The sequence below is a fragment of the Leucobacter muris genome, from assembly GCF_004028235.1.
In the GTDB taxonomy this organism is placed as follows: Bacteria; Actinomycetota; Actinomycetes; order Actinomycetales; family Microbacteriaceae; genus Leucobacter; species Leucobacter muris.
The window spans coordinates 2,167,761-2,191,266 of sequence record NZ_CP035037.1 but is presented as its reverse complement, the minus strand read 5'-3'; the positions used below and the strand labels follow the sequence as shown (position 1 = coordinate 2,191,266).

The window sequence follows — 23,506 nt, the reverse complement described above, 5'->3', positions numbered from 1 at the left end:
GTCACGGTCCCTCCGGGTCGACGAGGCCGCGGTCGGCCCAGAACGGCTCGACGCGCGCGCGGATGGTCTCGGCGCCCACGCGGTCGAGCAGCTCGAGGCTGCCGAGGTTCGCCTCGAGCTGGGCGGTGCTCGACGTTCCGAAGAGCGTGGTCGCGGTCGCCGGGTGGGTGAGCGTGAACGCGATCGCCAGCTGGGCGGGGGTGCCGCCGAGCTCGTCGGCGAGCTCAACGAAGGCGGGCACGTCGTCGATGATGCGCTGGCGGATGCCGCCCGGATCGCGCCCCACCTCGCGGTCGGTCGCCACCTTGCCGGCGAGGTAGCCGCCCTCCATCACGTCGGAGGCCTGCATGGAGAGCCCCTGCTGCCACGGGCGCGCGAACGGTTCGCCGTCGGGGATCGAGCGGCGGGAGACGCTGTACTTGAGCTGCGCGATCTCGGGCGCGGCGATGCCCTCGGCGGTCGCGATGTCGAGCAGGGCCTGCACGTTCGACGCCGACCAGTTGTTGACGCCCCAGGCCCGGATCAGGCCCGCGCGCTGCAGTTCGTCGAGGCTGAGCGCGATGTCGCGCAGTTCGACGTCGTCGCGGCGCAGGTCGCCGAGGATCACGAGGTCGGCGTGGTCGTCGCCGACGCGGAAGAGCGCGTTCTCGAGCTGCGGTCGGAAGCCGCGGTCGGCGTCCCAGCCCTCGAGCCAGAGCTTCTCGGAGAGCAGGTACTCGTCGCGGGGCACGCCCACGGCGCGGATGATCGCCGAGAACAGCACGTCGGTGAAGGCCGGCGGCATGCCCGGGGCGCCGTAGACGCCCACGTCGAAGAGGTTGACGCCGCGGTCGACGGCGGTGCGCACCATCGCGACCGCGTCCTCGAAGTGCATGCGGTCGTAGATGTGCCACGATCCGAGCGCGAAGACGGAGGTCTCGAGTTCGCTGCGGCCGATGCGGCGGCGGGGGACTGGGGTGGTCATGGGGGTCCTTTCGATGGTGAGGGGCCGTGGGCCGCCGCGCGCTCGGCCGGGGCGCGAGCGCGTGCGGAGCGACGGGAGCGGGTGGGTCAGGCGGCGTCGATGCGCGGATCGATCACGGCCTTCACCTCGCCCAACCGGTGCATGTTGGCGATGCGGTCGGAGGCCTCGGCGAGGCCGCACGGCTGCGAGAACAGCTCGTCCCAGGGGAAGCGGTCCGCGAAGGTGCGGAAGAACTCGATGGATCGGAAGTAGTCGGAGACGTCGCCGTTGAGGGATCCTACGACCGTGAGCTCCTTGCCCATGATCGCCGAGAGCGGGAACGGATCGCCGGCGGGGCCGGTCGAGCCGACGATCGCGACCGTGCCGCGCTGAGCGGCCATGCCGACGGCCTCGGGACCGATGCTCGGCGCTCCGGCGAAGTCGAGCACGAGGTCGGCGCCCCGGCCCTCGGTGATTTCCAGCACGCGCGCGATGGTCGCCTCCGAGCCGCCCGCGATGTCGACGGTGTGGGTCGCGCCGAAGCGCTCCGCGAGGGCGAGGCGCGGCGCGGGGGCGCCCACCGTGACGACGGTGCCCGCCCCCGAGATGCTCGCGACCGCGGTGGCGAACAGGCCCAGTGCGCCCGAGCCCTGCACGACGACCCGGGATCCGGGTCGCACGCCGCCCGCGCGATCGAAGGCGCGCAGCACGGTCTTCGCGGCGCAGCCCGCCGCCGAGGCCCACGTGTCCTTGACCTCGGCGGGCAGTCGCAGCTTCTGCGCGCCGGGCGTCACGTACGCGTACTCCGAGAGGCCGGCGGTCGCGTAGGGGGCGACGTCGCTGCGCTGCAGGAACCCGTAGCCGCGCCGGGAGCACGCGACGGGCTGGCGCAGCACCGTGCAGCCGAAGCACTCGCCGCACACCGACTCTGACCAGCCGATGCGGTCTCCGACGGAGAGCGGCTCGCCGAGGGCGTCGACGGCGCCCTCGCCGACGGCGACGACCTCGCCCACCATCTCATGCCCGAGCACCATCGGCAGCATGCCGGGGAAGGTCATCTTGCCCGCCCAGATCTCGATATCGGTGCCGCAGAGTGTGGTGCAGGTGATGCGCACGAGCGCGGCGCCGGGTTCGACGCGGTCGGGGAGGGGCAGTTCCTGCATCTCGAGCGGCGAGCCGTGCTCGGTGAGCACGGCCGCGCGGGTGGATGTGGGAATCGTCATCGAAAGCTCCATTCCGTTGGATGTCGGCATGGCGTCGTTGCCCGGATGCCGAGGATGTGGTTTTATTCTACATACGTTGACCCAAACGGGAAGCCCCGATTCACCGATGAATCGCGGGACTCGCGATCGCGAGAGAATCCACTGAGACGGAGTGCATCCATGACACCCAAGCGGAGCGCATCATGACGCGGCGCAGCGCGGCATCACCGGGCGGCAGCGCCCCTGCGGGCCCGAGCGGCTCGGCCGACCTCGTGCTGCTCGGCGGCGCCGTGCTCACGATGGACGAGGCCGCGAACCGCGCCGAGGCCGTCGCCGTCTCCGACGGGCTCATCGTCGCCGTCGGCTCGACGGCCGACATCGGACCCCTCATCGGCGAGGGTACCCGCGTGATCGAGCTCGACGGCCGCGCGCTGCTGCCAGGCATCAACGACTCCCACCTGCACGCCACCTGGCTCGGCGCCCGCTGGCCGCACACCTTCTTCGGCGCCCCCGATCCCGAGGCCGCCGCCAGCGTCGGCGGCGTGCTCGCCCCCGACCGGGACGCCCGCCGCGCCGCGATCCTCGCCGCCGGACGGATGCTGTCCGAGCTCGGCATCACGAGCTACACCGAGCCGGGCATCGGGCCCGGAGAGGACGAGGGCGAGACCGGCTGCTTCCACAGCGAGGTGCTCGACGTCTACCGCGAACTCGCCGCCGCGGGCGCACTGCGTCAGCGCGTCACCATGCTCGCGCTCTACGGCGTGCTCGACGGCCCGAGCGACGTCGAGACGGTGCTCGCCGGCATCCGCGAGCGCGCCGTCGCCGCTCCCGAGCCCGACCCGGCCTGGCTCAACGTGCCGGGCGTCAAGATCTTCGGCGACCTCATCCCGCTCTCGCGCCAGGCCTGGACCGAGCGGCCCTACGACGACGGCACCCACGGCGACCTGCTCGTGCGCGGCGACGGCATCGAGCAGAAGGCCGAGCGGCTCGCCGAGATGATCCGCGCCGCCCACGGGGCCGGCCTGCAGATCGGCCTGCACGCCACCGGCGACCGCACCATCCAGCTCGCCCTCGACGCGATCGCCGAGGCAGCGGCGCAGCCCGGCGCCCCCTCCGCGCAGCAGCTCGGCCACGTCATCATCCACGGCGACCTCGCCACCGCCGAGCAGGTGCGGCGCATGGCCGAGCTCGGCGTCTGGCTCAACGCGCAGCCGGGCATCGCTTCGATCACCGGCGAGTGGCTCGCCGCCATGATGGGGCCCGAGACGGCCGCCGAGGCCTGGCAGTTCGCCGCCGCCCTCGACGCGGACGTGCTCGTGCTCTCGTCGGACGCGCCCGTGCTGCACTACGACTGGCGCCGCTGGATCGCCGCCGCCGACGAGCGCATCGTCGCGATGGGCGGAGGCACCTCGCCCGCCGCCGCGCGCGACCGGCTGCACCGGCTGCTGCGCGCGTACACCGCGGTGCCCGCCGAGCAGGACCGCGCCGACGCCTGGAAGGGCACGATCGAGGTCGGAAAGGCCGCGGATCTCGCCGTGCTCGCCTCCGACCCCTTCGAGACCGGTGCCGCCGGGCTGCCCGACGTGGCCGTCGACCTCACCGTGCTCGACGGGCGCGTGGTCTTCGAGCGCTAGGCGGGCGGGGCGGCGGAGCCGGACTCTGCGGTGCGAGGCCGGGCGGATCGGCGTGGCCGCCGATCCGCCCGGCCCTCGGGCTCAGGTGAGCAGCTGGCCGCCGTCGACGGCGAGGCTCACGCCGGTGATGTGCCCGGCGCTCCCGCTCGCCAGGAACACGACCGCCGGCGCGATGTCCGAGACCTGGGCGAGGTCGCCGAGCGGGATGCGGCTCGACCAGGCCTCACGGGCGGGTGATCCCTCGGGCATGCCCATCTCGAGCATCGGCGTGAGCACCGGCCCCGGGGCGACCGCATTCACGCGGATGCCGTGCGCGGCGAGCTCGATCGCCGCCCAACGCGTGACGGAGTCGACGGCCGCCTTGCTCGATTCGTAGGCGCCCATGCCGGGGGTGGGCTGGCGCCCGCCGATCGACGAGATGTTGACCACGGCGCCCCCGCCGCCCGCGACGATGCGATGCCTCGCGAACGCCTGGAGCATATTGAACGTGCCGATCACGTTGACCTCGAGGATCGAGCGGTAGGCATCGGGTTCCAGCTCGGTCACAGTGCCGTGCACCGAGAGGATGCCGGCGTTGTTGACGAGTGCGTCGACGCCTCCGCGCTCTGCGAGGCCGTGCAGCGCCTCGGCCGCGGAGGCCGCATCGGTGATGTCGAGGGCGAGCGGCTCCGCGCCGAGCGCCTCGGCGGCCGCGGCCACCGCGGCCGCGTCGCGATCGGCGAGGATCACGCGGTCGCCCGCCGCGGCGAAGGCGCGGGCGATGCCCTGGCCGATGCCGCCGGCGCCGCCGGTGATGAGGACGGTGCGGGATCCGGCGCTGCCGGGAGTGGGTGAGGTCACGGTGACTCCTTCGTCGTGCTGATGTGCGGGCGATCCCTGGCGTCCCACTGAATGGCACTGGATCGATCCTCGTTTATATTATACGATCGTAGAAAATAAAAGGGCAACGGGGTCGCGACGATCCGCGTCCCCGCCCGAGAACTGCGAGGAGGCGGTTGTGGAGTTCAGCGGAAAGGTCCCCACTCGGAAGCTCGGACCGGGCGGGCCGGAGGTGCCGGTGTTCGCGCTCGGCTCCTGGAACATCTGGGATCGCATGGAGGCGGAGGATCGCCTTGCCCTGATGCGCCGCGCCGTCGACGCGGGGTCGGCGTTCTTTGACGTCGCCTACTACAACATGGGCCCGCACGCCGAGGCCTCCCGCACCGACCTGCTGTTTGGCGAGGCGATCCGCGAGCTCGGGCTCGCCCGCTCCGACTACCAGCTCTGCGGCAAGCTGTGGCTGTGGGAGTATCCCCAGACGGGCTTCGCCGGCCAGATGGACGTGTCGCTCGAGCGCATCGGAGCCGGCGCGGGCGGGCCCGAGAGCTTCGACACGATCGTCGTGGGCGACTTCATGGGCGACATCGACATCGCCCAGGTGGTGCGCGACGTGCAGGCCGAGATCGACCGCGGCAGCTTCACGAGCTGGGGGGTCAACAACTGGCCGACGGAGTCGCTGCGGCTCGCGCTCGCCACCGCGGCGGCCGAGGGTCTCACCCCGCCGAGCTTCGCGCAGCTCAAGTACGGGCTCGTGCGGCGCAGCATGGCCGAGGGCGAGTTCTACGGCCGCTGGTTCGACGAGGGCACGCTCGCACTGCAGGCCTCCGACGCCTTCGAGGGCGGCATCCTCGTCGGCAAGCTCAGCCCGCAGCGCAAGATCGGCGCCGACGTGGGCGGCATCCGCGAGCGCATCGTCGCCGCGTATCCCGAGGTGCAGCGCATCGCGGCGTCGTTCGACGCGACCCCGGCGCAGCTCGGCATCGCGTTCTGCCTCGCCAACCCCGCCACCGCGAACGTGCTCTTCGGCGCCTCGAGCGTGCGGCAGTTCGACGACAACCTCGGTGCGATCCCGCTGCTCGAGCGGGTGGGCGCGCAGGGGATCCGCGAGGCCGCCGCCGAGCTGTGGCTCGACCGCGAGGTGCGCGCCGACGGGGTCTGGGCGCCACCCGTCGCGTAGCCCGGCCCGCCGCCCTGGTGCGCGCCGTCCTGGTGCGCGCCGCCCGTCGCGTGGCCCAACCCGATGAGTCGGCCCGTTCGTACCGAGTCGGCCTGGAATTCGCGCGAGCTCCGGGCCGACTCGATCATTCCGGGCCGACTCGATGATCCGTTCTACTGGGCGAGGAAGTGGATCGCGGCCTCGCGGAACTCGGGGCTGTCGAGCGCCGCCCGGTGGTCGCCCGGCACGTGGGTGAGCGAGGCCTGGGGCAGCGCATCGACGAGCTGCTCGACGCCCTGCGTCATCTGGTCGTCGCTGCCCGCGACGAAGAGCGTCGGCACCTCGGGGCCGCCGTTCTGCGGCGCGAAGGGCTCGCTCGCGAGGCCCGGGATCAGCTTCGCGAGCGACGCGGTGTCGCGGCCGGGGACCGAGATCATGCCGGCCATCATGCCGACGAGCGGGTCGGCGGGTTCGGCGCCGCCGAGCACGGCCTCGAGCTCGGCGGGGTCGACCGCGGCGAAGGGCTCGAACACACTGAGTCCGCCGAGCACGAGGCGGCGCACCCGCGGCGACGCGGCGGGCAGCTCCCACGCGAGGCGCGAGCCCAGCGAGTACGCGATGACGTCGAGGTCGCCCTCGGGGGCGGCGCTCGCGGCGGCATCGAGGATCGCGGCGACGACGGCCGAGGTCGAGGCGTCTGCGGCGGAGGCGACGGCCGGGCTCTCGCCGTGGCCCGGCAGGTCGATGGCGACGACGGTGCGACCCGCGGCGCGCAGCGAGTCGACCCAGCCGGTGGTCAGGAAGTCGTCGGCCGCGCTCGATGCGAAGCCGTGCAGCAGCACGACGGGAGGCTGCTGCGAACCCTCGGCGGGGAAACGGTGGACGGTGAGAGCCATGATCGACCTTTCGACGGTGAAGCGGTGCAACGGAGGGCGGGGTCAGGGGACGCGGTGCGATCGCCCCGGAGAGGCGAGTGAAGACCGGTTGCACCCGGGCTGCTCGCGGCTGCTCGAGTGCATCGGCACCCCTCCCCTGTTTTTCTGTGCTAGTAGAAAATAAACCGCAGCGCCGCTGGACTTTTTGTGTCTACGTATGTAGAGTTTCCGGCAGGCCACACCACGGACACCGTCGTCCCGATCGACCGGGGCGGCCCTGAATCGTAAGGAACGACTCGCATGACCGCAACCCCCGCACGCATCGTCGACATCGCCATCGGCTTCATGGGAGCGAAGCAGCTCGACAACGCCGCCCGCATCGGCATCTTCAAGGCCCTCGCCGACGGCCCCCGGAACCTCTCCGAGCTCGCCGCCGCCACCCAGCACTCCGAGCGTCAGGTGCGCACCCTCGCCGACGCCATGAACAGCCTCGGCCTGCTGCGCCGCGAGAACGGCGCCTACTCGCTCGAGGCCGACGCAGAGAAGTACCTCTCCGGCGCGGGCGAGATCGACCTCACCCCGTTCATCGCCTTCCTCGGCGACATCAGCTACAAGCAGTGGCTCGGCTACGAGAGGACCGTCGACACCGACGAGGCCGGCACCCTCGACCTCGACGAGGCCGGCTGGGGCGACTTCATGGCCGGCGTGATGACCTACAACGCGCTGCACGCCGAGCAGTTCGGCGAGGCCTTCGACTTCTCGCAGTACCGCAGCGCCCTCGACTTCGGCGGCCTCGCCGCCGGTTTCTCGGTCGTCGCGATGCAGCAGAACCCCGAGCTCACCACCCGCTTCGTCTACGCGCCCGGATTCACCGACGGCATCGCCGAGGCCGCCGAGCAGGCGGGCGTCTCCGACCGCGTCTCGCTCGAGGAGGGCCCCACCGAGTCGACGGAGCCCGGCGGCGAGCACGACCTCGTGCTGCTCACCCACGTGCTGCACCGCTTCGACGAGGCGCAGAACGTCGCCATCCTGCGCGCGTCCCGCGGCGCCGCGGCCGAGGGCGCCACGCTCATGCTGCTCGACTTCTTCCTCGACGAGGACGAGACCCAGCGCCCCATCGACGCCCTGCACGCCGGCGAGTACTTCAACATCGACGGCACCGTCGTCTACCCGATCGCCCAGGTCGAGGGCTGGCTGGCCGAGACCGGCTGGAAGGTCGACCGCCTGGTCGCGCTTCCCGGCAGCCCGCGCGTGCTCGTCGCGACCGCCGTCTGAGCCCACCGGCATGCCCACCGTCACCACCGTGCTGGGGCCCGTCGAGGCGGGCGCCCTCGACTCCGTGCTCGCCGCCGAGACGCTGCTCTGCGCGCCGCCCCAGCGGCTCGGCAACGCCGGCGTGCCGGCGAGCGAGGCCGAGTTCGAGCGCGTCGCGGTGGGCATGCCGATGCTCGGCAGACTGATGCTGGGCGCGGTCAACACCGATGACCGCACCATCGAGGCGGATGCCGCCGAGGCCGCGGTCGACGAGCTCGCGGCGGCCGCCGGCACCGAGACCGGGCGATCCGCCGCGCTCGTGGCGATCGCGGGCGAGGGCTCCACCGCCGAGCCCGCCGCACTCGCGTGCCTGAGCCGCGCGAGCGGCGTCGCGATCGTGCGCGGCACGGATGGCGGGATCGGATCCGGGTCCGGATCCCGGTCCGCGGGCTCGTCTCCGAGTGGTGCGCCGGGCGACGGAGCGAGCGATCCAGGGCCGCTCGACCCCGATGCGGTGGGGCGCAGGATCGCCGCCGAGCTGCGCGCGACCGAGCATCCCGCCGGCGTTGTGGGCGCGATCCCGCTGCCCCTCGACGCGCGCGCCGGAGGCGCCGCACGGCCGAGAAGCCCCGGAGCCTCCGCGAGCCCCGAGGCCGCCGAGCTCGCCGACGCGGATCGCGCCCTCGCCCTGCTCGTCGTCGCGGCCCGGGCGGCGAGCGCCGCCGGAGCCGCGCTCGTCCTCTCGCCGCGGCCCGACCCCTGGGAGGTGGCGCCCCCGCACGCCGCGGGCGACGCGACGCTGGCGGCGCTCGAGCGGGCGCTCGACGCGGTCGACGCGGCCGGTCTCGACCGCTCGCGCGTGGTCCTGCTGGGCGCCGCGGGTGTCATCGCCGACGCGGCGGGATCGGGAGTCGACCACGGCCGCCTCGACGCGCTGCTCGGCCTCGGCACCGCGATCTGCTTCGACCAGCTGGGGCGCATCCCGAACGTGCGCACCGTCATCTCCGACCACGACCTCGCCGCGGCGATCCTGCGCAGCGCGGCGGCGGGCGCGGCGCACCGGGTGCTGCTCAGCAGCGGCATCCGCAACAAGCACCGCCTCACCGCCTACGGGGGCAACGGTCTCGAGTTCGTCGCGACGCAGTTCCTGCCCTACCTGCGCATGCTGGGCGCCGACGACGAACTCGTCGCGGCGGTCGGCGGAAGCAACGCGGCGCGCGTGCTCGCGCGCGCGACGGACGAGGGAGCAGGGGAATGAGGGATCGCATCGCGCCGCCCGCATCCGCGCTCGACGGCCTCGAGATCCCGAACCTCGAGGGCCTCGTGCAGACCGTGCTCGGGCCCGTGCGCCCCGAGACGCTCGGACCGACGCTCATGCACGAGCACATCTTCCTCGACATCCGGAGACCCGCGCACACGCCGAACCCGCGCCCGGGCGAGTGGGACGCCGCGGCCCGGGATCCGCTCACCCTCGACACGCTCGCCGCCGTGCGCCGCGGCCGGCCCAACGCCGACAACGACGTGCTCGGAGACTTCGACACCGCACTCGACGAGGTGGGCGACTTCGTGCGGCAGGGCGGCGGCACGATGGTGGAGGTGACCCCGAACGGCGTGGGCCGCGACGCGCGGGCGCTCGCCCGACTCAGCCGCGCCTCGGGCCTCGACATCGTGATGGGGTGCGGCTGGTACCAGAAGGATCTGCTGCCCTCCGGCTTCGCCGAACGCAGCATCGAGGAACTCGCCGCCGAGATCGTGCGCGACATCGTCGTGGGCGCCGCGGGCGGGACGGACGGGGCCGTATGCGGGGCGGGCGGCGCCGGGATCCGATCCGGCATCATCGGCGAGGTCGGCGCCGAGGGCGATCCCGTCGACCCCCAGGAGATGCGCAGCGTGCGCGCCGCGGGGCGCGCCTCCGCGATCACCGGCGCGCCGATCACCCTGCACATGGGCGGCTTCGGCGAGGCGAAGCTGCGCGTGCTCGACGCGCTCGAGGAGGAGGGAGCCGACCCCCGCTCCGTCGTCTTCGGGCACGCGGGATCGATCGCCGACGACATGCCGCTCGCCCGGCGCCTGCTGGCCCGCGGCGCCACCGTCGAGGCCGACTTCCTCGGCACGACGGGCAGCCCGTGGGGCACGCTCTTCCCGTTCACCGATCGATCCGTGGCGCGCGGCTTCGCGGAACTCGTCGCCGACGGCTGGGGCTCGCAGCTCGTGCTGGGCGGCGACGTCTGCCAGCGCGTGCAGCTGCGGCGCTACGGCGGGCACGGCTACGGCTACGTGGTCGACCACTTCCTGCCCGTGCTCGCCGAGTTCGGCGTGACGCCCGAGGCGCTCGACCGCATGATAGTCGAGAATCCTGCGCGCGTGCTCGCCTTCCGCGCGCCCCGGATGAGCTGAGGCCGGCGGCCGGGCTCCTGCGGCGAACTCGGGGAGCGGGTGCCGGGCCGGCCGCTTCGGCAAGCTCGGCCCGGGGTGCGGCTTGCCGAGCGCCGCACGGTGCGCTGAGCTGCGCGAGTTGCCGAGCGCCGCGCGGCCCGGCGAGCGGCCTCGCCTCAGGCGCGGCGCAGGCGCGCGACGAAGTCGGTGACCTGCGCGTCGAGCACGGCGCTGTTGAGGTGCTCGGGGCTGACGACGCGGGTGACGGTCGCGCCGATGTTCATGAGCACGATCTCGCTGACCAGCTGCTCGTCGGGGGTCTCGGTGACCACGTCGCCGTCTTCGCGGCCCTCGCGCAGGTACTGCAGGTACCCGGCCTTCCAGTCGGTGAGGTGCTCGCCGTAGTCGTGGTCGATCTCGCTGCTGAACGCGCAGCGCTCCCAGAACGAGAGCAGCACGCGGGCGGCGGTGGCGTCTTCGTTGGTGGGCAGCGTGTAGCGCATCGACATCTCGAGGGCCTCGATGCCGCGCTTGCCCTCGACGTGCTTCTGCAGCCGATCGCGGATTCGGTTCAGCGAGCGCTCGTAGGCGCCCTCGATGATGGCGTCCTTGCCCGAGAAGTAGTGCTTGAGCGCGCCGTTCGCGAACCCGGCGCGCGACGCGATCTCGCGCATGGTGGCGGCCTCGATGCCGCCCTCCACGATGAGCTGCCAGGTGACGTCGACGATCTCCTTGCGTCGCTGGTCGTGGTCGATGATCTTCGGCATTGAGGCATCCTCCGGCGAGCGTTGGTTTTCTCCTCCAGTGTAGACGAAAACGGGGCCCGGACGCTCGGCGTCCGCGATCCGCCCGCTCCCGCGCCCGCCCGTCGAGAGGCGGAAAACGCATCACATCCCGGCCCCCGAGGCGCGTTTCTCGCCTTTCGGCGCCCGCCCTGCCCCGCCCGGCGTCGATTGACCGCAGCGGCAGGGCGCTTGCTCCTGCGAGCACGACTCCGCGGCCGCTCTCGACGCGGGGCGCGGGCGGTGGGAGGCTGAGCGGGGTGCGGCGAAGGAGCCGCACGCGAGAGGAGTTCTGATGTCGGAGCATTCTGGATCTGCGCGCGCCCCGAAGAGCGCGATCGTCGTCGGGGCCGGCTCGGCCGGTTCGGTGGTCGCACGCCGGCTCGCCGATGCCGGGGCCGAGGTGACCCTGCTCGAGGCGGGCGGGGAGGACACGAACCCCGCGATCCACGACCTCAGCCGCATGGGCGAGCTGTGGCACTCGCCCGACGACTGGGACTACTACACGGTGCCGCAGCCGGGCGCGAACGGTCACCGCCTGCACTGGCCGCGCGGCAAGGTGCTGGGCGGATCCCACTCGCTCAACGCGATGATCTGGGTGCGCTGCGTGCCGCAGGACTTCGACCACTGGGCCTCGCTCGGCAACGACGGCTGGGCGTGGGACGACGTGCTGCCCGTCTACCGCGCGATCGAGAACTACCGCGGCGGCGGGGAGCCGGCGCTGCACGGCGCCGAAGGCCTGCTCGACGTCACCGACGACTACGAGCTGTCGCCGATCCAGGAGTCGATCATCGAGGCCGCGGTCGAGGAGGGGCTGCCCCGCAACCCCGATTACAACGGCGCCTCGATCGAGGGGGTCTCGCAGCAGCAGATCACGGCGCGCGACGGCAAGCGGCTGAACACCTACATGGCGTACGTGAAGCCGGCTCGGGATCGCATCAGGGTCGAGGTCGGCTGCCACGTGCACGAGCTGATCTTCGACGACGAGGTCGAGGGGGAGCGCCCCCGCGTGGTGGGAGTGCGGTTCGCGCAGGGCGACGAGGTGCGTGAGCTGCGCGCCGACGAGGTGATCCTCGCGGCCGGCGCGATCGATTCGCCCCGGGTGCTGCTGCGCAGCGGGATCGGCCCCGCCGACGAGCTGCGCGAGGCGGGGATCGAGCCGCGCGTCGACCTTCCGGGCGTGGGCAAGAACCTGCACGACCACTACCTCGCCCCGGTGATCTTCGATACCGAGAAGCCCATCGACCCGCCGCGCGAGGGGGTGTCGGTGACGCAGTCGCACCTGTTCTGGAAGAGCAGGGAGGAGCTGGATCGCCCGGACACGCAGCCCATCAACTTCTCGGTGCCGATGTACGGCGACTTCCTCGAGCCCCGGGGCGCGAACGGCTTCTCGCTCATGGCGGGGCTCGTGACGCCGGAGTCGCGGGGCGAGATCCGGTTGTCGGGCCCGAACCCCGGCGATCCGCTGGTGATCGATCCGCAGGCGCTCACGGCCGAGCACGATGTGGAGTCGCTCGTCGCGTCGGTGCGGCAGTGCCGGCGCATCGGCAGCCAGGCGGCGCTCGCCGCGGCGCCCGACGAGGGCGGCTGGGGCGCGACCGAGGTGTACCCCGGTCCGTCAGTGGGCGACGGCGACGACCTGGTCGACTACGTGCGGGGCACGCTCGCGACCTACCATCACCAGGTCGGCACCTGCAAGATGGGCGTCGATGAGCTGGCCGTGGTGTCGCCGCGGCTCGCGGTGCACGGCGTCGACGGCCTGCGCGTGATCGACGCCTCGGTCATGCCGCGCGTCACGACGGGCAACACGAACGCCCCCGCGGTGCTGATCGGCGAGCAGGGCGCGAAGTTCGTGCTGGCCGGCGAGCGCTAGTGGCCTCCCGCCCGCTCGCGGCGCTCGCGCCGGGGCTGTTCGAGGGCCGTACCGTACTGGTCACGGGCTGCACTTCGGGGATCGGGCTGGCGACCGCCGAGGCGTTCGCCGGGCTCGGCGCCCGCGTGGTGGCGATCGGCCTCGGCGCCGCGCGGGCGGAGGTCTCGCCCGGGCTCGACGTCGAGCTGGTCGAGGTCGATGTCACCGACGACGACGCGCTGCGCGCGGTGGTCGCGGGGCTCGACCGGCTCGACGTGCTCGTTCCCGCCGCGGGCATCAGCCTGGGGGAGCGCGAGCTCGAGTGGGAGGCCTTCAACACGGTCGTCTCGATCCAGCTGGCCGCCGTGTACCGCATCGCCGAGCTGACCCGGCCGCTGCTCGCGGCGTCGGGCGGCTCGGCGATCACGATCGCGTCGATGTTCGCGTACTTCGGGGGCGGATCGCGCGTCGCCTATTCGGCTGCAAAGGGCGGCGTGGTGCAGCTGACGAAGTCGCTCGCGGAGGCCTGGGCGGGCGACCGCATCCGGGTGAACTGCGTGGCGCCCGGCTGGATCGAGACGCCGCTCGCGGACGGGCTGGATGCTCGGGCGAAGGAGCGGATCCTCTCGCGCACGCCGCTCGCCCGTTTCGGCGCGGCCTCCGAGATCGCCGCGGTGATCGTGTTCCTCGCGTCGGACGCCGCATCGTTCGTGACCGGCGCCGTGCTGCCGGTCGACGGCGGGTATCTCACCACGGCCGTATGAGTCGCGGGTTGGGCGCGGGATCGGCGCCCGACCCGATGCCCGGCCCCGGGCCCGCGGGGCGCGGCCGCCTCAGGCCGCGACCGTGCGAAACCCTGCGTTGCCCATCGTGGAGTCGGGGGTGTTGCTGGAGCGCGCCGAGTTGCGGTAGCGGTTGCAGTACGAGGGGTGGCAGAGGTAGCTGCCGCCCCGCAGCACGCGCCGCTCGTCGTCGCGCTCGCCGCCGAGCCCGTCGCCATCCTCCGGCCCGCGGGGGTTCACGAGCGGGGCGATGGCGTAGTAGCCGGGGTCGAAACGGTCGGCGCACCACTCCCAGACGTTGCCGACGGCTTGCCAGAGGCCGAAACCGTTCGGCGCGAAGGTTCGCACGGGTGCGGTGCCGACCCAGCCGTCGGCGGCCGTGTTGTGGGCGGGGAACGCGCCCTGCCACACGTTGGCCCGCCAGACGCCGTCGTTGCCGTCGATCGGGTCGTCGCCCCAGGGGTAGGTCGCCGATTCGAGGCCGCCGCGCGCGGCGCGTTCCCACTCCGCCTCGGTGGGCAGGCGCCGCCCGGCCCACGCGCAGTAGGCGAGCGCGTCGTGCCAGCTCACGTGCACGGCCGGGTGCTGGTCGAGCCCGGCGAGCGACGAGGCCCGCCCGCCCGGGTGCCGCCAGTCGGCTCCGCGCACGCCGATCCACCAGGGGGTGCCGACGATGGGGCCGGCGATGTCGGCGGTGGGGGCGTCGACGAGCAGGTGGAACACCGCGGAGGCGCCCGTGCGCTCGGCGTCGGTCACGTACCCGGTGGCGTCGGCGAAGCGGGCGAACTGCTCGTTGGTGACGGGGGTGGCGTCGATCTCGAAGGCGTCGAGCTCGACGGGGTGCAGCGGCAGTTCGCCGTCGACGGCGAGGCCGTCGCCCGAGGCGTCGCCCATGGTGAAGGCGCCGGCCGGGATGCGGCGCTGCTCGATCTCGTGCGCTCCGGAGGGTGCGAGGGCAGGGTCGGGGCCGCCGGCTGCAGGCCGGGTGGTGATGCGGATCGCGGATCCGGCGATCGTGCCGGCAGCGGCATCCCCTGCCGCCCTCGCGGCTCCCGCGGCAGTTGCCGCGCCGTCCCCGATGGGCGCGGCCGGGCCGCAGCAGTGCCCGGCGCCCGGCCCGCCGGCGCCCGGCCCGGTCACCGCCCGCCCCTGAGGTCGGCGATCGTGGAGTCGATGCTCGCGACGATGCTGGTGTCGGTCGCGGCCTCGGGTACGAGCACCGCCATCATCTGCCACCCCGCGTTGTGCGCCGAGACGCGGTTGACGGCGTCCTCGATGTCGATTCCGGGCCCGAGCTCGCCGTCTTCGCGCGCCTCGGTGAGGAAGCGTCGGATCAGGCCGCGCCGGCGGGTGATGTTCTCGTGGTGGATCTCCCAGAGCTCGCCGTCCTGAGCGGCGCGGTCCCAGAACGAGAGCACGACCCGGGATCGCTGGGGCCCGTCGGCCTCGAGGGGCATCAGCTCGAGGAACATCTGTCTGAGGGCCTCGAGGCCGCGCACGCCCTCGGTGCGGCGCAGGGTGTGCTCGTGGGATTTCTGGAAGACCTCGAGGAAGGCCGCCGTGAGCAGGCTCTTCTTGTCGGGGAAGTAGCGTGCGATGGCGCCGTGGGCGTAGCCGGCCTCGGCGGCGATCTCGCGCATGGTGACGCGGTCGAAGCCGTCTCTGATGATGATCTGCGTGACCGCCTCGACGATGTGCGCGCGGCGCTCGTCGTGGTCCACGATCTTCGGCATGTGTCTCCCTTCTCCCTTGAATTCTAGGGAGGTACTCCAGTCTGGGTCCGCCGGTGCCGTTTTCGTCACCGCTTGGTGATTAATCGTTACCGGAGTGTTATGGAAAGTGGACGCTTGGAGATTATTCCTTTAGTCACCGAATGGTGATTAACGGGATCGATGCGTGCCATCGCTTCCGGCCCGGCCGACGAAGGAGTCGAACACATGAAGAAGATCAACCGCCTGATGGGCGCGCTCGCGCTCATCCCGGCCGCCGCCCTGGCCCTCTCCGCCTGCTCGTCCGGGGGGGGGGCGATGCGCCCTCCGGTGACGGCGGCAGCGGCGAGCTCACCACCCTCAAGGTCGCCACGATCGGCCTCACCTCCGACGGCAGCCTGATCGGCGGCATCGAGCAGGGCTTCTTCGAGGAGGAGGGGCTGCAGATCGAGACCTCCATCGTCGCGAACCCGCCCGCCGGCCTCGCCGCCGTGCAGAGCGGGCAGGTCGACATCGCGTACTCTCCCAGCATCCCGTTGCTGAACGCCCTCAGCCAGGGCGTCGACATCAAGGTGATCGGCGCAGCGGACGGCTACCCCGCCGACCAGGCCGAGATCGACGATCCCGCCGACTTCGACGACACCGGCCTCTTCGCGGCGGTGGACGGCGACGTCCACTCCGTCGCCGACCTCGAGGGCAAGACGATCGCCGTTCCCGCGCGCAAGGCGCAGCTCGAGGTCGTCATCGCGGGCGAGCTCGAGAAGGAGGGGATCGACCCCGCCGCCGGCGTGAACTGGGTGGTGCTCGACTTCACCTCGGCCGTGGCCGGGCTGCAGAACGGCACGGTCGATGCAGCCGGGCTCGTGAGCCCCTTCACCACGGAGGCCGAGGAGGCCGGGGCCGACCAGCTCTCGGCGCCCTCGATCGGCTTCTTCGAGACCGGCGCGACCGGCCTCTGGACCGCGGGGGCGGGCACGGTCTCGCAGAAGGCGGACGCCATCGCGGCATTCCAGCGGGCGATCGTGAAGTCGAACGAGTGGGCCACCGAGCACCCGCAGGAGGCCATCCAGGCCGGCCTCGACTACACCGACTCGCAGCTCACCGTCGACCAGGTGAAGGTGCCGGTCTGGCCGACCGTCGTGAACGCCGAGGATCTCGAGCGGCCGAACGAGAAGATGGTGAGCCTGGGCTTCCTGGCCCAGCCCGTCGATCTCACCGGTGTGATCGTCTCGGAGTGACCCGTGGGAGACTCTCGACTGCTGAAGTGGGGGACTGGCGCCCTCGGCGCGCTGATCGCGCTCGGCGTCTGGCAGCTCGCGGCGGCGGGCCCCCTCGCGGGCTCGCCGCTGCCCACCGCGGGTGAGGCGATCGGTGAGCTGGCGCGGCTCGTCGTCACACCGGAGATGTGGGCCGCCACCTGGGACACCGTGGCGATGGCGCTGCTGGGGCTCGCGATCGCGACCGCGGCCGGCGTGCTGCTCGGGATCGGCGTCGGAGTCTCGCCGCTCGCGATGCACGCGACCCGCGTGCCGCTCGAGTTCCTGAAGCCGATCCCGCCGATCGTGATCCTGCCCGTCGTGGTGCTCGTGCTGGGTCCCACGGCGGGGATGGGCGTCTTCCTCGTGTTCATCGGGTGCTTCGTGTCGATCGTGGTGCAGGCCTCGGCGGGCGTGTTCGACACCGACCCCGTCGCGAAGGCCACCGGGCAGTCGTACGGGCTGAGCCGCGGGGAGATCCTCTGGAGCATCGTGCTGCCGAGCGCCCTGCCCTACATCGGCACCGCCGTGCGGGTGGCGGCCCCCACGGCGCTCATCGTCGCGGTGGTCGCCGGCCTCATCGGTGGCGGTCCGGGGCTCGGCCAGAGCCTCGTGCAGCCCCAGATCACCGGCAACCAGCCGAGGCTCTTCGCCTACGTGCTCGTGCTCGGCATCCTGGGCCTCGTCGTGCAGGGCCTCAGCCAGTGGGGCGAGCGCCGCCTGCTGCACTGGCACCCCCAGTACCGGAAGCAGGTGTCGTGATGACCGTGACCTCGACCGTGCTCATCCGCACGCGGGAAGCGCGGCGGCAGCAGCGCAGCGGACTCCCGAAGTGGGTGCTCATCGGGGCGGAGATCCTCGTCCCGATCCTGCTGCTGGCCGTGTGGTGGATCGTGTCGGCGAACTCCACCAACACGTTCTTCCCGCCGCTCGAGACGATCCTCGAGCGCATGGCGTCGCTCGCGGCCACCCCCGCGTTCTGGGGAGACGTCGGTTCGTCGGTCGGCAACCTGCTGCTCTCGTTCGCGCTCGCGAGCGCGCTCGGCGTGGGGCTCGGGATCGCGCTCGGCATGTCGCGCTGGCTGTCGTGGCTCGTCGAGCCGACGATCCACTTCTTCCGGGCCATCCCGCCGGTCGCGCTCGTACCGATCTTCGTCTCGCTGATCGGCTTCGGCAACGAGACACGCATCCTCTCGATCACGCTGTCGGCGGTGTTCCCCGTGCTGATCTCGACCATCGACGGCATCCACGCCGTCGACCCGGATCGCCGCGCCGTCGGCCGCATCTACCGACTGGGGGCGTGGGACCGCATCTTCTCGGTCGCGCTGCCGGAGGCGAGCCCGCGCATCCTCTCCGGCATGCAGGTGAGCCTCATCACGGCGTTCGTCGTGATGATCGCGAGCGAGATGCTGGGATCGTCGATCGGGCTCGGAGCCCGCACGCTGCTCGCGCAGCAGTCGTTCATGATCGCCGACATGTGGGTCGGCATCCTCGTGCTGGGCATCATCGGCTACGTCGTCACCGCCCTGCTCGCCATCTTCCGGCGCCGAGTGCTGCGCTGGTACATCGCCATCCGACAGCAGGAGAAGAACCTATGACCGCCACGACCGCCGCGGCCCAGCCCCGCCTCAGCGTGCAGGGCCTCGCGAAGACCTACGACACGAAGAAGGGGGCGGTGCCGGTCATCGCCGACCTCACCTTCGACGTGCACGCCGCCGAGATCGTCTGCATCGTGGGCCCGTCGGGCATCGGCAAGACGACGCTGCTGAAGTGTCTGACGGGGTTGCAGTCGATCACGTCGGGTTCGGCTCGGATCGACGGCAAGCAGATCGACGGCCCGCCCGAGGAGATGGCGCTCGTGTTCCAGGAGTACACGCGCTCGCTGATGCCGTGGCTCACCGTCGAGAAGAACGTGCGACTGCCGCTCAAGCACCTGCGCCTGCCCGCCGCCGAGCGGGAGGAGCGGATCAGCTCCGCGCTCGCCGCAGTGGGGCTCGCGGGGGCGGAGTCGAAGTACCCGTGGCAGCTGTCGGGCGGCATGCAGCAGCGCGTCGCGATCGCACGGGCCATCGCGTACCGGCCGGAGGTGCTCATCATGGACGAGCCCTTCGCGTCGGTCGACGCGCAGACCCGCTTCGAGCTCGAGGATCTCTGCCTGAAGATCCGCGACGAGTTCGGCATGACCATCGTCGTCGTGACGCACGACATCGACGAAGCCGTCTACCTCTCCGACCGCGTCGTGGTGCTCGGCGAGCGGCCGGCCCGAGTCACCCGCACCGTCGACATCGGGCTGCCGGCTCCCCGCGACCAGATCACGAGCCGCGCCGCTCACGAGTTCGCCGAGCTGCGCACCGAGATCTTCGAGCTCATCCGGAAGGCCGGGTAGCGTGCGGGGGGGGCGTCGCCGAGTTCGTCTCGGAGTCGACGCCGTGGTGGCCGCAGCGCGCGAGCGCTCCGGCCGGCGCGCCGAACGTCGTCGTGATGCTCGTCGACGACCTCGGCTTCAGCGATCTCGGACCGTTCGGCAGCGAGATCCCGACGCCGAGCATCGACCGCATCGCGGGCGAGGGGTGGGTGTTCACCAACTACCGCACGGCTCCGATGTGCTCGCCCGCCCGCGCCGCACTGCTCACCGGCCTCAACCCGCACCGGGCGGGATTCGGTTTCGTCGCGCACACCGACCCGGGCTACCCGGGCTTCACCTGCGAACTGCCGCAGGACGCGCCCACGCTCGCGGAGTCGCTGCGAGCCGGCGGGTACGCGACGTTCGCGGTCGGCAAGTGGCATCTGACGCTCGAGTCGCGCCTGCACGACGCCGCCGACAAGTCGTCGTGGCCCCTGCAGCGGGGCTTCGACCGATACTTCGGCAGCATGGACGGCTTCACGTCGCTGCATCACCCGCACCGGCTCGTGCGCGACAACTCGGTCGTCGACGTGCCCGAGTTCCCCGACGGCTACTTCCTCACCGACGAGCTCACCGGCGAGGCGCTCGCGATGATCGACGAGCTGCGGGTCAACGACGCGTCGAAGCCGTTCTTCCTCTACTACGCCCACACCTCGGTCCACGGACCGATCCAGGCGAAGCGCGCCGACATCGAGCGCCACCGCGGTCGCTACGAGGCTGGGTGGAACGCGCTTCGCGAGGCGCGGTTCGCGCGGCAGCGGGAGCTCGGGATCGTGCCGACCCACGCCGAGCTGCCCGAGGGCGCCCTCGCCGACGACGCTCGGATCCCGAGCTGGGACTCGTTGAGCGACGAGGAGCGGGCGCTCTTCGCCCGGCACATGGAGGTGTATGCGGCGGCGGTCGACGAGGTCGACCAGAGCGTCGGCCGGCTCCTGGACCGCCTCGAGCAGCTCGGCGAGCTCGAACGCACGATCATCGTGCTCGCGAGTGACAACGGCGGCACGGCGGAGGGCGGGCCGAGCGGCACGCGCAGCTACTTCGCCCAGTTCGGCCACTCGGCGCCGCTGCCCGAGAACTGGGTGCGCGACGTGCCGCGCGATCCCGCCGACATCGGCGGGCCGAGACTCTTCAGCCAGTACCCGACCGGTTGGGCCCGCGTCTCGAACACCCCGTTCCGGTCGTTCAAGTCGTCGACCTACGAGGGCGGGGTGCATGCACCCCTCATCGTGTCGTGGCCGGCGGCCGCGCGGGCAGAGGGCGGCTCCGATCCGGTCGAAGCCGGGGCTGCGGGGCTGCGAGGGCTGCGAGGGCTGCGGGATCAGTTCGTGTTCGTGTCGGATCTGGCCCCGACGATCCTCGAGCTGACCGGGGTGCCGCCGCTCGCCGAACTGCGCGGCAGGCCCGCGCAGCAGCCCGACGGGCGCAGCGTTGCGGCCGTGCTCGCCGACCCGACGGCGGAGGGGCGCGCGGCGCAGTACTTCGAGTGCGTGGGGCGGCGTGCCATGGTCGACGGCGAGTGGAAGGCGGTGTCGCCCGTGCCGCCCCGCCGCGAGGAGGGCGCCGCCGGTGGAACGTGGGAGCTGTACCATCTCGCCGATGATCCCACCGAGACCCTCGACCTCGCCGCCGCAGACCCGACGCGCGTGGCCGAGCTCGCCGAGCGCTGGCGCGACGAGGCGTGGCGCAACACCGTGTTCCCGCTCGACGACGACGGCACGCTCCACGCGAACCGGCCGGAGAGCGAGGCCGAGCTCGCCGCGCCGGTGGTGCTCGTGCCGTTCCGCCCCCCGCTCGAGCGGTTCCGCGCGGCCCAGCTGACGGTGCTGAAGTCGTTCTCGGTCGAGGCGTCGCTCGTGCTCGACGATGGCGCCGCCGGGGTGATCGTGGCCCACGGCGATCAGGGCGGGGGCTACCTGCTCGCGGTCGAGGGCGGCGCTCCGCTCATCTCCTACAACGCGTACGGCGACATGCACCGCTCGCGCGGGGCCGCCCTGGGGGCGGGGCCCCACGAGCTCCTGCTCCACGTCGACGAGTTGGAGGGGCTGCGCTGGCGGCTGCGGCTCGAGGTCGACGGCGAGCTCTCCGCCGAGATCGCCGCCGTGCCGATGCTGCTCGGCATGGCGCCCTTCACCGGCATCAGCGTCGGCTACGACTACGGCGGCCCGGTCGACTGGGAGCTGCACGAGCGGCATCGCACATTCCGCTTCTCGGGCGGGACCATCGAGCGGCTGCGCTACGTGCCCGGCGCGCGCTCCCGTCACGACCCCACGGTGCTGCGCCGCATCGGCGAGGCCGTCGCCCGGGTCGCGGACTGAGCGGATCGCCGAGGGGCTGCCGGCCCGCCCGAGCGATGCGCCGGCCCGGGAGCCGGGCAAGGCGTCGCGCAGCCGAGCGCGACGCGGCCGCATGGCCGGCCCCGAACCGGTTCTCAGGGGAGCGGCAGCGTCTGCACCTCGAAGGGGAACACGGTCGCGCCGCCGGTCGCGTAGTTCCGCACGTCGGCCTCGACCGCCCGGCCCTCCGGCGAGGCGAGCGCCGCGCCGAGCGCCGCCTCGTCGGCGAACGTCGCCTGGAAGACGCCGAAGTACGGCCCCGCTCCCGGCTCGCAGATGTCGAGGGCGTAGGTGATCTCCTGCACGCCGGGCAGCTGGGCGCAGAGCGGCAGGTGCGTGTTCAGGTAGTACTCGCGGAACGCGGCGCGGTCGGCGGGCTCGGGGTAGAGCACGGTGAGCTTGTGCATGGGGGTTCTCCGTTCTCGGCTCACTGCTCGTCGCGCGCGTAGACGCGGCGACCGGCGAACCAGGTCTCGTCGACGGTGGTCTGCACGAGCTGCCCGGCGGGGCGCTCGAAGGGGTCGCGATCCAGCAGCACGAAGTCGGCCGACTTGCCGGCTTCGAGCGAACCGGTCTCGTCCGAGATCCCGAGGGCGCTCGCGCCGCCGATGGTGAACGCGGCGATGGCCTCATCGAGGGTGATCGCCTGCTCGGGCCACAGCGTGCCGGGGTACTGCCCGCTCGGATCCTCGCGGGTGACGAGGCCGTGGATGCCCTCCCACGCGTTGGGCGAGACCGAGACCGGCCAGTCCGAGCCACCCGCCACGACGGCGCCCGCGTCGAGCAGGTCGCGGTTGGGCTGGATGCGGTCGGCGCGCTCGCGCGGCAGCACCTCGCGGATCGCGTCGACGATGGGACCGGGCACCCAGATGAAGGGCGAGATCTCGGCGACGACGCCCAGCTCGGCGAAGCGCGAGATGTCGTCGGGGTGGACGAACTGGCCGTGGGCGACGTGGTAGCGCGTGTCGGAGAAGCCCTCGCGGCGCAGCGTCTCGACCGAGTTCAGCACGGCGTGCACGGAGGCGTCGCCCGTGCAGTGGATCTTCGCCGAGATGCCCCGCTGGGCGACGCGGCGCAGCCAGTCGGTGAGCTCCTCGGGCTTCAGCAGGGTCTCACCGTGGTGGTGCGCGCCGTGCACGTCGTCGGGCAGGTAGGGCTCGATGAAGGCGCCCGTGCGGGTGGGCGGCACGCCGTCGAGGAAGATCTTCACGAAGTCGGGCCGGTGGTGCTCGGTGCGGTACCGCTCGCCGTCGAAGACGAGATCCTCGCCGATGGGGGTGTAGCCGAAGATGTCGTCGTTGATGAGCATCGACGAGACGACCCAGGCGTTGAGGTCGCCGCTCGCGTCGAGTGAGCGCAGCGCCTCGAGGGTGGGCGCCGATACCGCGGCGTCCTGGAACGCGGTCACACCGAACGAGTTGAGGATCTCGACGCCGCGCTGCGACGCCTGGCGGTCCTGCGCGGGGGTGAGCCCGCCCGCGGCGCGGTGCGCGCGGGCGACCGGGATCCCGGCGGCTTCGAACAGCACGCCCGTGAGGCGGCCGTCGGCGTCGACCACCACGCCGTCGTGCCCGGCCTCGACGCCCGCCAGTTCGAGTGCCCGCGAGTTGACCCAGCGGTTGTGGTGCGAGTCGTCGGAGAGCATGACGGGGCGCCCGCCGGCGGCCTCGTCGAGCTGCGCCAGGGCGTCGGCCGTGCTGATCTCGCCCAGGCGGTCGCTCGCCCACGGCCCGCCCACGATCCACGCGCCCTCGGGCAGGGCGGCGGCGTGCTCGCGCACGGCGGAAACGATGCCGTCGAGGTGCGCGCCGATCGGCAGGCGCAGCTGGAACAGCTCCTCCTCGCCGGCGATCGCGTGGTGGTTGTGCGCGTCGATGAGGCCGGGCATGACGAAGGCGCCGCCCAGCTGCCGCACCTCGGTGCCGGGGCGCGCGAGAGCGCCGACCTCGGCGGCCGATCCGACCGCGACGATGCGGCCCGAGGCGACCGCGATCGCCTCGGCCCAGGGGTTCGCGGGATCGACGGTGTAGATGCGTCCCCCGGTGAGGATCAGCTCGGGCTGAGTGGTCATCGTTGACTCCTTGGTGTGTGGGTGGGTGAGCGGTGGTGCCCCGAGCCCGTCGAGCAGA

General features: G+C 72.4%; 21 protein-coding genes. 12 read left to right on the top strand and 9 right to left on the bottom strand.

What is annotated here, in order from left to right:
- Window position 1: 1 nt before the first annotated feature.
- Together Leucomu_RS10225 and Leucomu_RS10220 are read right to left on the bottom strand one after the other, a co-directional pair.
- Window positions 2–964, bottom strand: coding sequence for an aldo/keto reductase (locus tag Leucomu_RS10225; RefSeq protein WP_128387156.1), 963 nt, complete (start codon window positions 962–964; stop codon window positions 2–4).
- An 86-nt stretch (window positions 965–1,050) separates the two neighbouring features.
- Window positions 1,051–2,166, bottom strand: a complete 1,116-nt coding sequence (locus tag Leucomu_RS10220; RefSeq protein ID WP_128387155.1) for a zinc-binding dehydrogenase — start codon at window positions 2,164–2,166, stop codon at window positions 1,051–1,053.
- Between the two features lie 182 nt (window positions 2,167–2,348).
- Between Leucomu_RS10220 and Leucomu_RS10215 the strand changes: the two genes are divergently transcribed.
- Window positions 2,349–3,779 carry an amidohydrolase gene (locus tag Leucomu_RS10215; protein WP_128387154.1) on the top strand — a complete coding sequence of 477 codons (1,431 nt, stop codon included), beginning with the start codon at window positions 2,349–2,351 and terminating at the stop codon, window positions 3,777–3,779.
- A gap of 81 nt (window positions 3,780–3,860) precedes the next feature.
- Here the strand turns inward: Leucomu_RS10215 and Leucomu_RS10210 are convergent, their stop codons facing one another.
- Entirely contained in the window at window positions 3,861–4,619 is a 759-nt protein-coding gene (locus Leucomu_RS10210; RefSeq protein WP_128387153.1) for an SDR family NAD(P)-dependent oxidoreductase, read from the bottom strand.
- A 157-nt stretch (window positions 4,620–4,776) separates the two neighbouring features.
- Here Leucomu_RS10210 and Leucomu_RS10205 point away from each other — a divergent pair, with 157 nt between their 5' ends.
- Window positions 4,777–5,775, top strand: coding sequence for an aldo/keto reductase (locus tag Leucomu_RS10205; RefSeq protein ID WP_128387152.1), 999 nt, complete (start codon window positions 4,777–4,779; stop codon window positions 5,773–5,775).
- A gap of 152 nt (window positions 5,776–5,927) precedes the next feature.
- Here Leucomu_RS10205 and Leucomu_RS10200 read toward each other — a convergent pair whose 3' ends face one another.
- Window positions 5,928–6,650: an alpha/beta fold hydrolase gene (locus tag Leucomu_RS10200; RefSeq protein ID WP_128387151.1), complete on the bottom strand. Its 723-nt coding sequence runs from the start codon at window positions 6,648–6,650 to the stop codon at window positions 5,928–5,930.
- A 279-nt stretch (window positions 6,651–6,929) separates the two neighbouring features.
- Between Leucomu_RS10200 and Leucomu_RS10195 the strand changes: the two genes are divergently transcribed.
- Genes Leucomu_RS10195 through Leucomu_RS10185 form a run of 3 tightly spaced genes read left to right on the top strand, consistent with a single transcriptional unit; the run spans window position 6,930 to window position 10,280 of the window.
- Window positions 6,930–7,904: a methyltransferase family protein gene (locus Leucomu_RS10195; protein WP_128387150.1), complete on the top strand. Its 975-nt coding sequence runs from the start codon at window positions 6,930–6,932 to the stop codon at window positions 7,902–7,904.
- A 10-nt stretch (window positions 7,905–7,914) separates the two neighbouring features.
- A complete protein-coding gene (locus tag Leucomu_RS10190; RefSeq protein WP_128387149.1) occupies window positions 7,915–9,141 on the top strand; it encodes a phosphotriesterase family protein in 1,227 nt (408 codons plus the stop codon).
- The gene (locus Leucomu_RS10185) at window positions 9,138–10,280 is read left to right on the top strand and encodes a phosphotriesterase family protein (protein WP_128387148.1); all 1,143 of its coding nucleotides are present in this window, start codon (window positions 9,138–9,140) and stop codon (window positions 10,278–10,280) included. The genes Leucomu_RS10190 and Leucomu_RS10185 overlap by 4 nt, the downstream gene beginning before the upstream one ends.
- 155 nt (window positions 10,281–10,435) lie before the next feature.
- Here the strand turns inward: Leucomu_RS10185 and Leucomu_RS10180 are convergent, their stop codons facing one another.
- On the bottom strand, window positions 10,436–11,026 hold the full coding sequence (locus Leucomu_RS10180) for a TetR/AcrR family transcriptional regulator (RefSeq protein ID WP_017883301.1): 591 nt from the start codon (window positions 11,024–11,026) through the stop codon (window positions 10,436–10,438).
- Between the two features lie 310 nt (window positions 11,027–11,336).
- Here Leucomu_RS10180 and Leucomu_RS10175 point away from each other — a divergent pair, with 310 nt between their 5' ends.
- Together Leucomu_RS10175 and Leucomu_RS10170 are read left to right on the top strand one after the other, a co-directional pair.
- Complete coding sequence (locus Leucomu_RS10175) at window positions 11,337–12,914, top strand: GMC family oxidoreductase (RefSeq protein WP_128387147.1); 1,578 nt, start codon at window positions 11,337–11,339, stop codon at window positions 12,912–12,914.
- Window positions 12,914–13,657, top strand: coding sequence for an SDR family NAD(P)-dependent oxidoreductase (locus Leucomu_RS10170; RefSeq protein WP_128387146.1), 744 nt, complete (start codon window positions 12,914–12,916; stop codon window positions 13,655–13,657). The genes Leucomu_RS10175 and Leucomu_RS10170 overlap by 1 nt, the downstream gene beginning before the upstream one ends.
- A gap of 69 nt (window positions 13,658–13,726) precedes the next feature.
- Here Leucomu_RS10170 and Leucomu_RS10165 read toward each other — a convergent pair whose 3' ends face one another.
- Entirely contained in the window at window positions 13,727–14,755 is a 1,029-nt protein-coding gene (locus Leucomu_RS10165) for a formylglycine-generating enzyme family protein (RefSeq protein ID WP_456085554.1), read from the bottom strand.
- A gap of 56 nt (window positions 14,756–14,811) precedes the next feature.
- Complete coding sequence (locus Leucomu_RS10160; protein WP_017883297.1) at window positions 14,812–15,408, bottom strand: TetR/AcrR family transcriptional regulator; 597 nt, start codon at window positions 15,406–15,408, stop codon at window positions 14,812–14,814.
- 140 nt (window positions 15,409–15,548) lie between these two features.
- On the opposite strand from Leucomu_RS10160, the gene Leucomu_RS10155 reads away from it, so the two are divergent.
- The 5 genes from Leucomu_RS10155 to Leucomu_RS10135 all read left to right on the top strand — a co-directional run bounded on the left by Leucomu_RS10155 (window position 15,549) and on the right by Leucomu_RS10135 (window position 21,359).
- Entirely contained in the window at window positions 15,549–16,622 is a 1,074-nt protein-coding gene (locus Leucomu_RS10155) for an ABC transporter substrate-binding protein (RefSeq protein WP_228407066.1), read from the top strand.
- A 3-nt stretch (window positions 16,623–16,625) separates the two neighbouring features.
- Window positions 16,626–17,402, top strand: a complete 777-nt coding sequence (locus Leucomu_RS10150; protein ID WP_128387145.1) for an ABC transporter permease — start codon at window positions 16,626–16,628, stop codon at window positions 17,400–17,402.
- On the top strand, window positions 17,402–18,238 hold the full coding sequence (locus Leucomu_RS10145) for an ABC transporter permease (RefSeq protein ID WP_128387144.1): 837 nt from the start codon (window positions 17,402–17,404) through the stop codon (window positions 18,236–18,238). Before Leucomu_RS10150 ends, Leucomu_RS10145 begins: the two co-directional genes overlap by 1 nt.
- Window positions 18,235–19,026, top strand: coding sequence for an ABC transporter ATP-binding protein (locus Leucomu_RS10140; RefSeq protein WP_194294545.1), 792 nt, complete (start codon window positions 18,235–18,237; stop codon window positions 19,024–19,026). The genes Leucomu_RS10145 and Leucomu_RS10140 overlap by 4 nt, the downstream gene beginning before the upstream one ends.
- 95 nt (window positions 19,027–19,121) lie before the next feature.
- Window positions 19,122–21,359 carry an arylsulfatase gene (locus tag Leucomu_RS10135; RefSeq protein ID WP_128387143.1) on the top strand — a complete coding sequence of 746 codons (2,238 nt, stop codon included), beginning with the start codon at window positions 19,122–19,124 and terminating at the stop codon, window positions 21,357–21,359.
- 113 nt (window positions 21,360–21,472) lie between these two features.
- Here the strand turns inward: Leucomu_RS10135 and Leucomu_RS10130 are convergent, their stop codons facing one another.
- Together Leucomu_RS10130 and Leucomu_RS10125 are read right to left on the bottom strand one after the other, a co-directional pair.
- The gene (locus Leucomu_RS10130; RefSeq protein WP_128387142.1) at window positions 21,473–21,784 is read right to left on the bottom strand and encodes an EthD family reductase; all 312 of its coding nucleotides are present in this window, start codon (window positions 21,782–21,784) and stop codon (window positions 21,473–21,475) included.
- Window positions 21,785–21,804: 20 nt separating this feature from the next.
- The gene (locus Leucomu_RS10125; RefSeq protein WP_128387141.1) at window positions 21,805–23,448 is read right to left on the bottom strand and encodes an amidohydrolase; all 1,644 of its coding nucleotides are present in this window, start codon (window positions 23,446–23,448) and stop codon (window positions 21,805–21,807) included.
- Window positions 23,449–23,506 lie beyond the last annotated feature (58 nt).